At 60.8% G+C, this 15,659-nt stretch carries 8 protein-coding genes and 5 pseudogenes; 3 read left to right on the plus strand and 10 right to left on the minus strand.

The annotated features are described in order from the left end of the window. Positions 1-77: 77 nt before the first annotated feature. From LJU32_19765 to gspG, 8 genes and pseudogenes are all read right to left on the minus strand, one after another. A pseudogene (locus tag LJU32_19765) lies at positions 78-1,180 on the minus strand (substrate-binding domain-containing protein). Between the two features lie 437 nt (positions 1,181-1,617). Beyond that, positions 1,618-2,825: pseudogene (gspF, locus tag LJU32_19770) on the minus strand (type II secretion system inner membrane protein GspF). Further along, positions 2,825-4,231: a type II secretion system ATPase GspE gene (gene gspE, locus LJU32_19775; GenBank protein WKV87833.1), complete on the minus strand. Its 1,407-nt coding sequence runs from the start codon at positions 4,229-4,231 to the stop codon at positions 2,825-2,827. Before gspE ends, gspF begins: the two are co-directional and overlap by 1 nt. Positions 4,232-5,999: 1,768 nt before the next feature. Next, positions 6,000-8,392, minus strand: a pseudogene (gene gspD / locus LJU32_19780) (type II secretion system secretin GspD). After that, entirely contained in the window at positions 8,389-8,937 is a 549-nt protein-coding gene (locus LJU32_19785) for a type II secretion system protein M (protein ID WKV87834.1), read from the minus strand. Before LJU32_19785 ends, gspD begins: the two are co-directional and overlap by 4 nt. Continuing rightward, positions 8,930-10,050, minus strand: a pseudogene (gspL, locus tag LJU32_19790) (type II secretion system protein GspL). The gene LJU32_19785 and the pseudogene gspL overlap by 8 nt, the downstream one beginning before the upstream one ends. Further along, on the minus strand, positions 10,047-10,967 hold the full coding sequence (gene gspK, locus LJU32_19795; protein WKV87835.1) for a type II secretion system minor pseudopilin GspK: 921 nt from the start codon (positions 10,965-10,967) through the stop codon (positions 10,047-10,049). Before gspK ends, gspL begins: the two are co-directional and overlap by 4 nt. A gap of 47 nt (positions 10,968-11,014) precedes the next feature. Further along, positions 11,015-11,473 (minus strand): type II secretion system major pseudopilin GspG, encoded by a 459-nt coding sequence (gene gspG / locus LJU32_19800; GenBank protein WKV87836.1) that lies wholly within the window; start codon positions 11,471-11,473, stop codon positions 11,015-11,017. Between the two features lie 148 nt (positions 11,474-11,621). Between gspG and gspI the strand changes: the two genes are divergently transcribed. Then, positions 11,622-11,996 (plus strand): type II secretion system minor pseudopilin GspI, encoded by a 375-nt coding sequence (gspI, locus tag LJU32_19805; GenBank protein ID WKV87837.1) that lies wholly within the window; start codon positions 11,622-11,624, stop codon positions 11,994-11,996. A 129-nt stretch (positions 11,997-12,125) separates the two neighbouring features. Here the strand turns inward: gspI and LJU32_19810 are convergent, their stop codons facing one another. Then, entirely contained in the window at positions 12,126-12,485 is a 360-nt protein-coding gene (locus LJU32_19810; protein WKV87838.1) for a DUF6124 family protein, read from the minus strand. A gap of 703 nt (positions 12,486-13,188) precedes the next feature. Here LJU32_19810 and LJU32_19815 point away from each other — a divergent pair. Next, complete coding sequence (locus tag LJU32_19815) at positions 13,189-14,313, plus strand: PBS lyase (protein ID WKV87839.1); 1,125 nt, start codon at positions 13,189-13,191, stop codon at positions 14,311-14,313. A gap of 86 nt (positions 14,314-14,399) precedes the next feature. Further along, entirely contained in the window at positions 14,400-14,750 is a 351-nt protein-coding gene (locus LJU32_19820; protein WKV87840.1) for a hypothetical protein, read from the plus strand. A gap of 157 nt (positions 14,751-14,907) precedes the next feature. Here LJU32_19820 and LJU32_19825 read toward each other — a convergent pair. Then, positions 14,908-15,266 (minus strand): annotated as a pseudogene (locus LJU32_19825) (DUF6124 family protein). Positions 15,267-15,659 lie beyond the last annotated feature (393 nt).

The following is a 15,659-nucleotide window of genomic DNA, read 5'->3' on the forward strand; positions in this document are numbered from 1 at the left end:
TTCATGATCAAGGAGTAAATCGGCAAAAAAACAGCAGCCCGAAGGCTGCTGCCGTTTCATTGCAGTTGAGACAAGGCTTACAAAGGACGACCAATGCCGTTGCAGGCGTTGGCGTTGTTGATGTCCAGGTTATTGCCCGAGGTGTTGGTGATGAAGTTGGCGGTCACAGCGGTTTTCCAGTTGTTGGGAACCGGCGTGAAGCTGTGGGCGACGGTGGCGACGTTGTTGCCCGGATTGCTGTAGTGGGTGGTCAGGAAGTTGCGCACGGCGGTGGCCACGGCTGCATCTTTGTAGCACTGGCCGAAGATGAAGTTGGTGTAAGCCACAATCGGGTAACCGCTTGCCGGGTTAGGCACGACCGGGGCCCAGCCAGCCGGGTTGGCAGGTGCGCTTGGCACCGGTGCAGTGCTCAGCGCCAGCGTCACGTTAGCGTTGGTTGGCTGGACGCCATTGACGCGGGCAACCACAGCGTTGCTGGTGGCGTTCACGCCGTCCGGCCCCACATAGCCGATCGAACCGTCCACGGCGTTCACCGCAGTGGCCACATCAGCGGTGTTGGCTACGCCGACCCAAGTCGATGGCAGCGCGGAACCGGCCGGCAGACGAGCGTTGGTGAAGGTGGAGTTGACGGCGAATTTGCCTGGGCAAACGGCGTTCAGGTGGCGACTGAGGATTTCAGTGGTGCCACTGGACACGCTGCGGTAAACCACACGGATCGGCGTGCTGTCGGCGTTACCCAGCAGAGCGCCCCAAGTGGTGGCGGTGCCCGACAGCGCATCGCACAGTTGAGCGCTGGTCAGGTTAAGCGCGGTCTGACCGGATTTTTGTACGGAATGGCAACCGAAGTGGCCACCGATGGCAGCTGGATCAACGGGCCGTACGAAGCACCGAAGTTGCTGGTGTAGGTGCTGAGTTCCGAAGCGCTGAGGATCGAGTCGCTAGCGGCGAAGTGCACGGTGCCGGTGGTGCTGAACTGGGCAGCGTTGTTGGTCAGGAAAGCGCTTTTGCCGACGCCGCTACCGGTCACGGCGTAGCTGAAGTTGGCGGGCAGGATGCTGTTGGCAGAACCTTTGTACAGCGCGGCAGGCAGCGAGGCGCCACCACCGGTTACGGCCATGGCCTGGGCGGAAGCCAGAGCGGCGACGGTCAGTGAGGCGGCGATCAGAGTGCGCTTGAACATGAAGAATCTCCTTTTCAACTTGGTTGGGAACACAGGTTTCGGAAGGCTTGCATGACACCGGGAGGGTCCACCGCAGTGGAGCCGCAGGGAGAAATTCGCAGCTTCCGGTGACAGATAAAGGAAAAAACCTCGGGAGCTGCGGGGGGATTTTTGTGGGGAATTCTCGGGTGTTTGCGGTGGGTTGCGGCGCGTCTGGATCGCGGGTTTGGCTGAATCGGGCTGGAGCCGTTGGTAGGTGGTTGCAGATGACAGAATGGAGAACCCGAGGATGGCGGGATCGGGACTCGGGTGAGGGTCAGGCCGGTGCAAAATATTTGAGTTTTGTGTTGTCGGGACTGGCGCTTTCGCGAGCACGCTCGCTCCCACGGTTGAAATGCGTTCCCCTGTGGGAGCGAGCCTGCTCGCGAAGAGGCCGGCCCGGCCAACATCAAATTTGGCTACTGCACCAACTGGTTGATCTCAATAATCGGCAACAACACCGCCATCACAATCACCAGCACCACCCCGCCCATCACCACAATCATTAGCGGCTCAAGCAGCGCGGTCATGCCCATCGCGCGTCGTTCAATGTCCCGGGAAAGCGTCTGTGCCGCGCGCTCGAGCATCGGCGGCAGTGAGCCGGTTTTCTCGCCGCTGGCGATCAGGTGAATCAGCACCGGCGGGAACACATTCTCCACGCGCAGCGCGGCGGCGAGGTTGACGCCTTCGCGCACCTTTGCCGTGGCCTCGCTGACGCTCAGGCTCAAGCGGTCGTTGGACAACGTCTGCCGCGCTGCTTCCAGTGCACGCAATAACGGCACGCCGGCACCGCCGAGAATTGCCAGCGTGGAGGCGAAGCGCGCGGTGTTCAGGCCGAGAATGAAACGCCCGAACAGCGGCAATTTCAGCACCCGGTGATGCCAGCTCAACCGCGCCGCCGGATTGCGCAAATAAAGACGCCAGCTCCAGAACGCCCCGGCCATCAGCGCCGCACACAACCAGCCCCACGCGCGAATGAAATCACTGGCGGTGAGCATCGCCAGCGTCAACCCCGGCAAATCCTGCCGCGCTTGAGAGAACGCGCTGACCACCTGCGGCACCACATAGCTGAGCAGGAAAATCACAATGCCGATCGACACCAGCCCGACCACGCCCGGATAGATGAACGCGGTGAGAATCTTGCCGCGCAGGTTATTGCGTTCCTCGATGTAATCGGCTAGCCGTTCCATCACCTGCGCCAGATCGCCGGACTCTTCGCCAGCGGCAATCAACGCGCGGTAAATCTCGGGAAAGTCCCGTGGCCGCGACGCCAGCGATTCCGCCAGACGCATGCCGCTGCGCACATCGGCGCGCACGGCGCTGAGGGTCTGGGCGATGTGCTTTTCTCGGCCTGCTCGACTGTGGCGCTCAGTGCGGCTTCCAATGGCAGACTGGCACCGAGCAGGCTCGCCAGTTGCCGCGTGGCCCAGGCGAGGTCGTTGTCGGAGAGTCTGGCGCTGAACAAACCGCCGCCGTGTCGGGCGACGTTGCTTTCCTCGTGCACCGACAGCGCTGTCAGGCCACGTCCGCGCAAGGCACTGAACGCTGCGCTCTGGCTGTCGGCCTCAAGGTGCCCGAACTCGATTTTCCCGGTGGCATCCGCCGCTTCAAAGCGATAGCGATTCATCAGGCGTCCCGTGTCACACGAAGGATTTCTTCCGGCGCGGTGGCACCGCTGCGAATCCAGCGCTCACCGTCCTCACGCAGGCTGAACATCCCCGCTTTCGACGCCGCCGCGCGCAGGGCCTGCTCCCCTGCCCCTTGGTGAATCAGTGTGCGGATGTTGTCGTCGATGCAGAACAATTCGTGGATGCCGGTGCGGCCGCTGTAACCGGTGTGATTGCACGCCACGCAACCGACCGGACGCCAGGTGCCGGGCGTGGCCGGGTCTTCCTGTTTGCATTGGTTGCACAGGCGTCGCACCAGACGTTGCGCGAGGACGCCGAGCATGGATGACGCGAGCAAGAACGGTTCAACGCCCATATCGATCAGGCGATTGACCGCCGACACTGCGTCGTTGGTGTGCAGCGTCGCCAGCACCAGATGCCCGGTGAGCGAGGCCTGCACGGCGATTTGCGCAGTCTCGAGATCGCGGATCTCGCCGATCATGATGATGTCCGGGTCCTGGCGCAGAATCGCCCGCAGCGCCAACGCAAAGGTCATGTCGATCTTGGCGTTGACCTGAATCTGGCTGATCCCCGGCAGGTCGTACTCAACCGGATCTTCCACGGTGAGGATGTTGCTGGTGCTCGCATCCAGCCGCGCCAGCGCCGCGTAGAGGCTGGTGGTTTTGCCGCTGCCGGTAGGCCCGGTGACCAGAACGATGCCGTGGGGCTGGCGGATCAGGTGGTCGAGCTTTGCCAATACCTGCGCATCCATGCCGAGGGTTTCCAGATGCAAGCGCCCGGCCTGTTTGTCGAGCAGGCGCATCACCACCCGTTCGCCGTGGCCGGTAGGCACCGTCGACACACGAATATCGATCGGCCGCCCCGCTACGCGCAAGGCGATACGACCATCCTGGGGCAGGCGTTTTTCGGCGATGTCGAGCTGGGCCATGATCTTGATCCGCGACACCAGCGCACCGTGCAACGCCTTGCGCGGCGATACCACATCGCGCAGGGTGCCGTCGACGCGGTAGCGCACCACCGAATGGGTTTCGAACGGTTCGATATGAATGTCGCTGGCCTCATCGCGCGCGGCCTGGGTGAGCAAAGCGTTGATCATGCGAATCACCGGCGCGCCGTCCTGGGTGTCGAGCAGGTCGGTGATTTCCGGCATGTCCTGCATCAGCCGATCGAGATCGACCTCGTTCTCAGCGGCGCCAACCACCGCTGCCGCACTGCCGGTGTCGGCGTAAGCGCTGGCGAGCAAACCGTCGAGCTCGTCATCACGCACCCGCTCCACCTGTGTTGCACCGAACTGCCGACGAACCTCGCTGATCGACCAGCCAGGCGTTGACGGGCACACCGTCAACACGCCATCGCGCAAAAGAATGCGCTGCGCCTTGGCCCAGGCATACGGCAATGCACTCATCGCTTACCCTCCCCACAATTCGCCATAGCAATGCGATCCCCTGTGGCAATGAGATCCCCAGTGGCGAGGGGATTTATCCCCGTTGGGCTGCGAAGCAGACCCAAAACCTTAGAACCGGGTTCTCCAGGCAAATCGCGTGTACCGGTTTTACGACTGCTGCGCAGCCGAGCGGGGATGAATCCCCTCACCACAATCATCATTCCAGTCAAAACCGAGTGCTCCCTTCAATCGGTACCGTGGCAATGGGATGCCCTGTAGCAATGGGATCCCCTGTAGCAATGGGAACCTCTGTGGCGAGGGATTTATCCCCGTTGGGCTGCGAAGCAGACCCAAACCTTGAGAACCGGTTTCTACAGGCAAATCGCGTGTACCGGTTTTACGACTGCTGCGCAGCCGAGCGGGGATGAATCCCTCGCCACAGTCATCATCTCAGTCAAAACCGGGTGCTCCTTTCAATCGGTACCGTGGCAATGGGATGCCCTGTGGCAATGGGAACCTCTGTGGTGAGGGATTTATCCCCGTTGGGCTGCGAAGCAGACCCAAACCTTGAGAACCGGTTTCTACAGGCAAATCGCGTGTACCGGTTTTACGACTGCTGCGCAGCCGAGCGGGGATGAATCCCTCGCCACAATCATCATTCCAGTCAAAACCGAGTGCTCCCTTCGATCGGTACCGTGGCAATGGGATGCCCTGTGGCAATGAGATCTCATGTGGCAATGGGATCCCCTGTGGCAATGGGAACCTCTGTGGCGAGGGATTTATCCCCGTTGGGCTGCGAAGCAGACCCAAAACCTGAGAACCGGTTTCTACAGGCAAATCCCGTGTACCGGTTTTACGACTGCTGCGCAGCCGAGCGGGGATAAATCCCCTCGCCACAGTCATCATTCCAGTCAAAACCGGGTGCTCCCTTCAATCGAGACCTTGGCAATGCGATCCCCTGTGGCAATGGGAACCTCTGTGGCGAGGGATTTATCCCCGTTGGGCTGCGCAGCAGACCCAAACCTTGAGAACCGGTTTCTCCAGGCAAATCGCGTGTACCGGTTTTACGACTGCTGCGCAGCCGAGCGGGGATAAATCCCTCACCACAGTCATCATCTCAGTCAAAACCGGGTGCTCCTTTCAATCGGTACCGTGGCAATGGGATGCCCTGTGGCAATGAGATCTCATGTGGCAATGGGATCCCCTGTAGCAATGGGAACCTCTGTGGCGAGGGATTTATCCCCGTTGGGCTGCGAAGCAGACCCAAAACCTGAGAACCGGTTTCTACAGGCAAATCGCGTGTACCGGTTTTACGACTGCTGCGCAGCCGAGCGGGGATAAATCCCCTCGCCACAGTCATCATTCCAGTCAAAACCGGGTGCTCCCTTCAATCGAGACCTTGGCAATGCGATCCCCTGTGGCAATGGGAACCTCTGTGGCGAGGGGATTTATCCCCGTTGGGCTGCGCAGCAGACCCAAAACCTGAGAACCGGTTTCTCCAGGCAAATCGCGTGTGTCCGGTTTACGACTGCTGCGCAGCCGAGCGGGGATAAATCCCTCACCACAGTCATCATCTCAGTCAAAACCGGGTGCTCCTTTCAATCGGTACCGTGGCAATGGGATCCCCTGTAGCAATGGGAACCTCTGTGGCGAGGGATTTATCCCCGTTGGGCTGCGAAGCAGACCCAAAACCTTAGAACCGGTTTCTACAGGCAAATCGCGTGTACCGGTTTTACGACTGCTACGCAGCCGAGCGGGGATAAATCCCTCGCCACAGTCATCATTCCAGTCAAAACCGGGTGCTCCCTTCAATCGGTACGGCTTTGATCGTGGCGCGTGGGCCTGATGTCGGCCCCGGCCCCGCCCCGGCGCTGGCACGCCTTGCGCAGCGCTTGGCAATTGCGGTGCCTGCATGTCGGGCATCGCCCAGCTGCGTTCCGGCTGCAAGCCGCCCTGGGCGCGGCGCATGAAGTCGTAACGGTTGAGGGTGATGCTGCGCCCCGCTTCGCTGTCGCGGATGATGTACGGGCGCAGGAACACCATCAGGTTGGTCTTGGTGATCGCCCGGCGTTCGTTGCGAAACAGCGCGCCGATGCCCGGCAAGCTGCCCAGCCACGGCACGGCATCATTGCTCTGGCTGTAGCCGTCCTGAAGCAAACCACCGAGGACCATGATCTGCCCATCGTCGAGCAGAATGCTGGTGTCGATCGCCCGTTTGTTGGTGACGATGCCGGCGGCGGTCACGCTGTTGGACGCGCGCTCATCGATGCTGCTGACTTCCTGATAGATATCCAGCTTCACCGTGCCGCCCTCGGAAATCTGCGGGCGCACGTTGAGCTTGAGGCCGACCTCTTCGCGGGTCACGGTCTGGAACGGGTTGTTGCTGGTGCCCCCGCCGCCGGTGACGTAGCTGCCGCTGACAAACGGGATGGTCTGGCCGACAAAAATGCTCGCCGCTTCGTTGTCCAGGGTCAGCAGGTTCGGTGTCGACAGCACGTTGGTGCCGCCCTTGCTCTTCAACGCTCGGGCCAGCACTTTCAGGTCGAGAATCTTGCCGATGCCGGGAATGTCGACGGTGCCGTTGACGTAGCCGAGGTTCAAACCCTGCGGCAGTACGTCGATGCTGTTCTTCGCTCCCGTATTGAGACCCGCGCCACCCAGATTGGCGCCACCGATCACGCCTTTGCCGCCGAGATTACCGGTCTGCCATTGCACACCGAATTCGCTGGCATCGTCCTCGCCGACCTCGACGATCAGGCTTTCGATCACCACTTGCGCACGGCGCTGATCGAGCAGATCGATAACCTCACGCAGATTGCGATACAGCGGCTCCGGTGCGGAAATCAGCAGCGTGTTGGTGGTGGCATCGGCCTGAATCGTCACCCCGCCGGCGCTGAAGGCAACGTTCTGTTCGCTGCTCTGCGTACCGCCACTGCTGCTGCCGCCACCACTACCCTGCGCATAGCTGCCGCCGCTTGCGCCGCTGCCAGTCGTCGTTGAAGTGCCCGTGCTCGGCGTGCTGCTCTGGCCGTTCTGCCCGGCATTGCCGCCGGTGCTGCTGCCCATCGCGCTGAGCACCGACCGCGCCGCGTCGCTGCTGCCACTGTCACTCTCGCCGGTGAGCAAACCACGCAAGGCTTGCGCAAGTTTTGCAGCTTGGGCGTTGCGCAGATAAACCACGTGCAGATTGCTTGGATTGCTCTGCGCGTTGTCGAGTTTGTAGATCAGGTTGCGCGCCAACTCGGTACGCTCGGGGCTGCCGGCGCGGATGATGATGGTGTTGGAGCGCGGGTCTCCGATCACGGCGATTTTCTGCGTCGGATCATTGCCCGGCGCGTCGAGCAAGTCGGCCACCATCGGCGCGATATCGGCAGCGATGCCGTTCTGGATCTGCACCACATCGGTGTCGATCGCGCTCGGCGTGTCGATGCTCTCGATCAACTGCGCGACGCGGGTGAGGTTCTCGGCGTAATCGGTGATCACCACGGTGTTGTTGCCCGGGTAGGCATTGATCGGATTGTTCGGCGAAACGATCGGGCGCAGCACCGGGATCAGGTTCACCGCGTTCTCGTATTGCAGGCGAAACGTGCGCGTGAGCATGCCGTTGCCGGCCGGTTTGTCGGCGCTGTAGATCGGCCCGCCGAGCAGTTTCGCGTCGGCCTCGGGAACCACCTGCGCCACGCCGCCGACATCGACCACGCTGAAGCCTTGCATGCGCAACGCCGCGAGCAGCATGTCGTAAGCCTGCCGGGCCGGCACCTGGCCTTCCGAGACCAAGGTCAGATTGCCCTTGACCCGAGGATCAACGAGAAACTGCTGCCCGGTAGCACGCGACAGCGCACGCACCACCGCCTGAATATCCGCCTCGACGAAGTTCAGCGTCACCGGTTGCTCGCCCAACGGATTGCGCGCGACCGAGTTGCTCGTCGCCGCAGCACCACCGCGCCCGCGCTGGCTGATGTTGTGCAACTGCTTCGGCACCGGCCGCGCCTGAGCCTGCGCCCGTTCGCGATCGGCCACCGCATCGCCGCTGCGCTGGGTGTTGGCCAGCGGCCGCCCGAGCTCGCTGTCGACCAACAGCGGCGGCTGATTCTGCGGCGTCGTGGTGCTGTTGCACGCGCTCAATGCCATCAGCAACAACGGCAGCGCCAGACGTGCCGGTTTGCAGCGTGACTCCTTCATGAAGCTTCCTTAGCGCCCTGCGCCTGATCCATGCGAACGGTGCCTGACAATGTGCCGGCGGTGACATCGGTCGAGGTTTCGCTTGCGCGCTGCAACTGCGCCTCGACCACCTGCAGAGAAAGTTGTGACGGCTCGCTGAGCAGCCAGTCGAGCAGCGCATCGGCCGGCGCGGCGTCGACATTCAACTGCCACGTACCGCCCTCCGCTGCTTGTAATTGGTAATGCCCGGTCAGCCCCGCCGCTTGCAGACTCTGCTCCAGCGACTGGCCAACGCTTTGCCCCTGAGGCCGCACGTTGACGCTGCGCAACAGCACTTCCAGCGCCTCGGTTTGCGCGCGCAACTTGGGCGTTTCGCTCTGCCAAAAAGTGATCCTGGCCAACGGCGGCTTAACCAGCGTCAGCCAGGTCAGCACACCGATCAGCACCACGGCCATGCCGGCGACCATGCGTTTTTCACGCAGCGCCAATGGCTGCCAACGGGCCTGCAACTGGCTGCTGAAGCGCTGCCAGCGCGCACGGTAAATCGCCAGCGTCGCCCTACTCATCGTCTGCTCCGCTGTCGTCGTCTTCGTTGGTGTTTGCGCTGGATTCATCGCTCGGGCGCAGCGTCCAGCCTGCGTCATCGGTAGTGACGCTGATGCCGGCCTGGGCCAAGGTGCTTTGCCAGCCCTTGTCGTTGCCGCCACGGTTTGCATCGCTGAGCAGCGCAAGCTGTAAGACGCCGTCGCGGTAATTCAGGCGCTCGACACTGCCAGCCATGAACGGCATGCCCGTGCCGGCCTGCAACACCAGCCGATTGAAGTTCTGCGCCGGGTCATCGACCGCGCCTTTTGCCGCTGCTCCAGTTGCTGACGCGCCTGTTGCAGCGGGTTGAGAATCACCGGCAATTCCGGGAACGCCTGCTTCACCCGCTGACTCATCTGCGCCTTGAGCTGCTGGCCCTGCCGCGCTTCGCGAGCGGCGTAAAGATTCAGCCCGATCACCCAGACTGCCACGGCCAAAGCCACACACCCGACAGCGCGACCCCAGCCACGTTGCTCGCCGCCGCTTTGCTGCAGACCACCGTGCAACCCCCAACCGGGCAATGGACCGATCCAGCGTTGTGTCGCGTCCGCTGCGAACGATGCCTCATCAACTTCGTCACCGAGCAACGGCTCAACCTGCGCGCTGTTCAAACTCTCGCGCCGGAGCAAATGCCCGTCCGCCACACAAGCGACAACCCCCGGCAGCACTGGCAGGCTGTACGGCGCCGGATACAAACCGCGCAGCGTCAACTTCGCCTGCTTGAGCACCGCAGCCAGACGCTGCAAGTGCTGCCGCGCCACCCAGGCGATTTGCACCTGCCCACTCGCATCACGAGGGCTGTGGCCGATATGCATCTGGCTGCTATCACCGAGCATCAACGCCTGCGCCGCGCACTGCACAGCGGCCGCGGTTTTGTTAGCGGGCAACGGCGGCAGATCAATGCTGGCGAGCAGGCTGTCGGCCGGATGCAGAAAACACAGCAGCGGTGGTTGCTTCGGCCGTTGCCCCAACTGACTCAAAGTCAGCCGTTCCTCACGACTGACCTGCCCCTGACGATCCAGCCAGGCGCAGCTCACTTCGCTGTGCAACTCCAGCTCCGCCAGCGGCGGCAACCCGACGCGCAACTGGCTCATGCGCCCACCCGCGACCAGATCACCTGCGGCAGCCGATCCTCGCTGCGGTGCAGCAAAGCGTCGAGACTGACCCGACGCTGATCCCGCCGCGCCTCACCGCGCAAACGAAACCAGTCACTGGTGATACCGACCTTGACGCTGCTCATTTCCAGCTGCGGCATGCGCAAGCGGTTCACGAAATCGCCGCGATTGATAAACCAGCGCCCGGCGTCACGCTCGGCAATCAACGCCGTCGCCCGCTCCAGCGAAAGCCCCGGCACATACGCCGCCAGCACCTGCGCCGTGGCGGTGTTGCCGTTGATCCACGTCGTCGCCGGAATCACCGTCACGTACGGCGCCAGTTGGCCGATCAGCGCATCCGTCACGCCTTCGACGCTGCGCAAGTCATCGAGTGTGCGCACCATCGGCACCTTCGGCGGTTGCGGTTTGTGATCGGCATCGGGCGAAGTGGCGCGGCCACTGTCGAAACCGGCTTTGCCCGTCGCACCAATCTGCGCATTCAGCAAATGCGGATACCCGGCAATCACCCGCTGACGGATGCGCTGGCTGACAACGGCGCTCACACCAATCAGCTCGCACAAACGCTCGAACGCCTGCACTTGCGCCTCATCGATGCGCTCATTGGCGACCAGATTGCGCAGGTTGAACTTGCCCTGCTCATCCTCCAGCCGCCCGGCAAAACCCGCCGCCAACAACGGCTGCGCCCAAGGTTGATCGCGCCGGGTCAACGGATCACGCAGGCGCGCATCCCACAGCAACTGTCGGCTGATCTCCAGACCACCCTGCGCCACCCAGCGCCCCTGCACCCGCTGCTGATCGGCCTCCAGCGCCCGGGTCGCCACGCTCTGGCGCGTCAACATCCCCGCCGCAATCACCGCCACCACGGCGGCGATCAACAACGCGCTGATAATCGCCATGCCCCGTTGCTTCGCCCCGTTGAGCGAACCTGTGTTCACGGCCGGCCTTACAACTGCCAGGAACCGATATCGGCATTCACGCCATCGCCGTCAGGCTGGCCATCGGCGCCGAGGGAAAAGATATCGACCTCGCCATTCGCGCCCGGGTTGAGGTACTGATAAGGCCGGCCCCACGGGTCATTGGGCAAACGCTCCAGATACGAACGCCAGTTGCTGTTCTTCGCATCCGCCGGCCGCTCGACCAACACCTTCAGCCCCTGATTCATGCTCGGATACGTGCCGTGATCGAGGCGATACAACTTCAACGCCTGCATCAACCCACCAATATCCTGCTTCGCCGCCGTCGCCCGCGCCTGATCCGGCCGATCAAGCACCTTGGGCACCACCATCGCCGCGAGAATCCCCAGAATCACCACCACCACCATGATCTCAATCAAGGTAAAACCCTGCTGGCTACGCGGTGTGCGCGGCGACTGACTGAGCGTGTTCAAAGGTGCGATATCCATCTCGACATTCCCTGGCTTGACCTGATTTCGACGCGCAGTGTTGCAAGAAGATATGTCAGGGATGTTGAAAATCCTCGGGTGTTTCCGTCGTCAAGCCGTCAAGGACGGGGGTTAGCGTCGAGGGCTGGGTTTTGCTTTTGGGCCATGTATGCGCGGGTGTTCGAGAGAGAAAGGATTCACCCTGATTGAAGTGCTGGTGGCACTGGCGATCATCGCCGTCGCCATGTCCGCCGCCGTACGTGTGGCGGGGTTGATGACGCAGAGTAATGGGGTATTGCGCGATAGATCGATTGCGCTGATTGCTGCGCAGAGTCGGATGGCTGAGTTGCGCCTGGAGGGCCGATTGCCGAATGGGGTGAAGGCTGTTGAATGTGATCAAGGGCGACTTATGTTGCGCTGTGAACAGGTGATCGCCAGCGCAGAGAATGGACGGTTGCTCAAGGTTGGAATCCAAGTATTTGACCGCAACCAGGATGCGCCGCCGTTGGCCAGGTTGGAAACCTTACTGACCCGCCCACCGTAGGAGCTGCCGAAGGCTGCGATCTTTGATCTTCCCTCCCGCAACAAACACAAATCCCCTGTGGGAGCGAGCCTGCTCGCGAAGGCGCCAGCCCAAACAACAAATCAACCCGCTGGCGCCCCGCACATCACATCACCCCGCCACCTCCAAATTATCCATAACCCGATTCACCGCCAGCTCCCCCAGCATGATCAGTTGAGCAACCCCCAACAACGCCCGACGCTGCGGTGCCGGCAACAGACTGGAAATGTCCTGAGCAATCGTCTTCGCCGAAGCAAGCGTTTCACTCGCATCCGCCAGCAGTTCTTCATTCTTGGTATCCGCCGTCACCGCATACATCCCACGCGCCTTACGTGGCGGAGGCAGGAGATTGTTTGGAGACAGGTAATGATCGAGCGCGCGGTCAGCGGCTTCGTGGAGCTTGTTGGAATCGAGGGATTCGTAGGGAGACGTGGGATCGGTTTCGGGTGGGTTGGGTGTTGGTTTGATCATGGTGAAGCTCCTTGATTATTGGAGCCGCCACGTTTCGCTGCGAAACGAAGAGAGGTGGCAGCTGTACGCAGGTTCGCAGACCGGGAATCAAGGAACCCGGCATACCCGAAGGTATCCCGCGCGCAGCCGCCATAAAGCATCACTGCCAAAAATGACAACGAACTGGAGCGCTGTGCGCCTTGATTGATCCGGGCTGCGAAACCCGATCGCTGATTCGTCAGCGACGCGACCACAATAGAACCCGCCCCCTAGGCGCACAAGCCGGCGGATTCTGGCGTAGCTGTAGGCAAAGGCGCAAGGATATGTAGCCTGGGAGCGTGACTGGAGATGTCTTTTTAAACATGGACGATCGTCGAAAAATTACTGCCCCGCCTACCTCCTGAAAAGATCCGTACCGTTACCCGAGAATTTTGCCCGCAAGAGCAAGTCGCGTAGGCTGCTGCTTTTGCACAAACAATATGCACCCGCAAGGACGCACAGGACTGCCCATGAACACGACACAAGACTGGCTGGCTCGGTTGGCACGCAAGCAAGGACAGCTCTCCCATTATGAAAACTATCGGCGCAACGAGGCGCTGGAGATACTCGCTCACTTCAATAACACCGGTACATGGGCAGACGTGAGCAATCACTCCAACGGTTTCGTCCGGGAAGTCGCTGTGCGAGAACTGTGCAGGCAACCGTCCCCGAAGCATTAGCCGTGTTGATCGAACGTCTGAACGATTGGGTCCCTCAGGTTCGCGACTTGGCAGCGGAAGGCCTGAAGCACTACCTGTCACCAGATCACACCCAGGCATGGTTATCAGCACTGGAACCCTTGATGGCATTGGCAGCGCAACGCCGCGTCGACCACGCACAGACATTGTCGGCGGTCCGAGCGATGCTGCAATCGGTGGAGTGCTGGGATGAGGTCTACGCCGACTTCTTGAATCGCCAGGGCAAAGCCGCGCGCTACCTGTTTACGCTGTTGCTTGAAGCCCCCGAGTCTCCCGAAACGCTCATACGAAGCGCGTTGGCTCATCGCGAGTTGACCGTACGGTTGATGGCCGTGTCGGCGAGCCTGACACTGCCGGCGACGCAGAGTCTGCCGTTGCTCCTTGATGCCATGTCTCACCCCGGTGCCAAAATCCGCGTACGCGTGCTTTATGCGCTGCTGCCGCTGCTCGCCGATCCGAAACCTGTACTGCGCGAAACTTTGTTGGATGTTTCACCGGCGGTCCGCAATCTCGCGCTTTGGGCTGCGGCTCGTAACGATGTTGTTGCTCATGCAGTGCTGACCGAGCGCTTACGTCAGCCTTTGCCCACATCAAAACAACATTGGCTGGGCGTGCTCGGGCTCGCCACAGAACTGGGTGTGGAGTTGCCACAGCGATGGCATACACCTGCGCTGCGCTCGAGCTATGTGACCGTGCGCCAAGCCGCAACACGCCTGCTTCGCGATGATCAACTGTCTGAGCTGTTCGAGGCGCTTGATGATCCTTCGGAGAAAGTGTTTGCGATGGTGATTGCGAAACTGGACAAAATACCGTGGTCCTTATCGAGCATCAGATTGACGGCCAAACTTGATCAAGACTGGCATGAGCTTACGTCGGAACGGCGCAGCGCCATTTTCCGACTGATACCGACGTGGCAACAACTCGGCTACTTACTGAAGCGCCTCGACACGGGGCACGCCGGTCAAACCTATTGGCTCGGCCAAATCGATGCGTGGTGTGACAGGCAGTATCTCGCTTTCGATCCGGTAACTCCCAAGAACGATCGCGCCGCATGGCAAGAAAAGCTTCGTGAATTAAAGGCAAACGGGCAGATCCGCTCGGGTGCGTGGTAGTCATGGCTGGTTTTGTCGAGCTACAAGTCAGCTGAAGGAACTGTGAAATCAAAGCTTCGATCCTTGTACTTATCGCACTGTATTGCATGGGTATCAGCACAGCGTTTGCCGATGACTCACAGACGCCAAGCGACATTCACGAGCCAGCAGGCATCGTCGTCGGTGAGCGTTTGGCTGCGGCCAAATCCAAGCTCGTCAAACAAGGATGGAAGCCAACACCGATGCACACCACAGACGGTTATGAATACAGTGGCGTGGAGAAGGAGCTGGCTGCACGCAACTACTTCGAACTGGACACCTGCTCGTTTGATAGCTCGCGCTGCATCTTGTACTACTCGAAGAAAGGCGCTTGCCTGCGCGTCGATACCATCGGTGAGCAGTTCAACGACATGACGGTGACGCGATGGACCGGTGAATGTCCTGAAGCGACTCAATAACCACACGAAGACAACGTGGTGATAATCGACTGCTCCCACAGGTTCCAGGATCGTAGAAAACTTCTGCAATCAGCATAAAACCCTGTGGGAGCGAGCTTGCTCGCGAAAGCGCCAGAATGAGCACCCGATCAATCACCAGGTGATCCGGACACCCGCATCAACCCGGCAATTCCAAATTATCCAGCGCCCGATTCACCGCCAGCTCCCCCAACATGATCAGTTGAGCAACCCCCAACAACGCCCGCCGCTGCGGCGCTGGCAGCAAACTGGAAATGTCCTGAGCAATCGTCTTCGCCGAAGCCAGCGTTTCACTCGCATCAGCCAGCAGTTCTTCATTCTTGGTATCCGCCGTCACCGCATACATCCCCGCGCCTTACGCGGCGGAGGCAGGAGATTGTTTGGCGACAGGTAATGATCAAGCGCGCGGTCAGCGGCTTCGTGGAGTTTGTTGGAATCGAGGGATTCGTAGGGAGAGGTGGGGTCGGTTTCGGGCGGGTTGGGTGTTGGTTTGATCATGGTGAAGCTCCATTTTTATACCTGGTGAAACCACCAAGACTTGTCGCTAAACAAGTAAGGGTGGCAGCTGTGCGCGGGTTAGCGAACCGAGAGGTATAAGACCCGGCAGACCCGAAGGTCTCCCACGCACAGCCACCATAGCGTCATCGCAAACGCGACAAACTGGAGCGTCGTTGAACTTATACCTGGTCGGGTCGCTAAACCCGGTCGCTGGATTGCCAGCGACCCATAGACGATATAGACCAGGTACAAAGCCCACAAGCCGGCGGATTCTGGCGTAGCTGTAGGCAAAGGCGCAAGGATATGTAGCCTGGGACCGTGACTGGAGATGTCTTTCTAAACAAGGATGTTTAACGAAACGTCATCTGTCTCGTAACCTTAACGAAATAAGTG

Source organism: Pseudomonas sp. B21_DOA (assembly GCA_030544685.1).
Classification (GTDB): Bacteria; Pseudomonadota; Gammaproteobacteria; order Pseudomonadales; family Pseudomonadaceae; genus Aquipseudomonas; species Aquipseudomonas fluorescens_AO.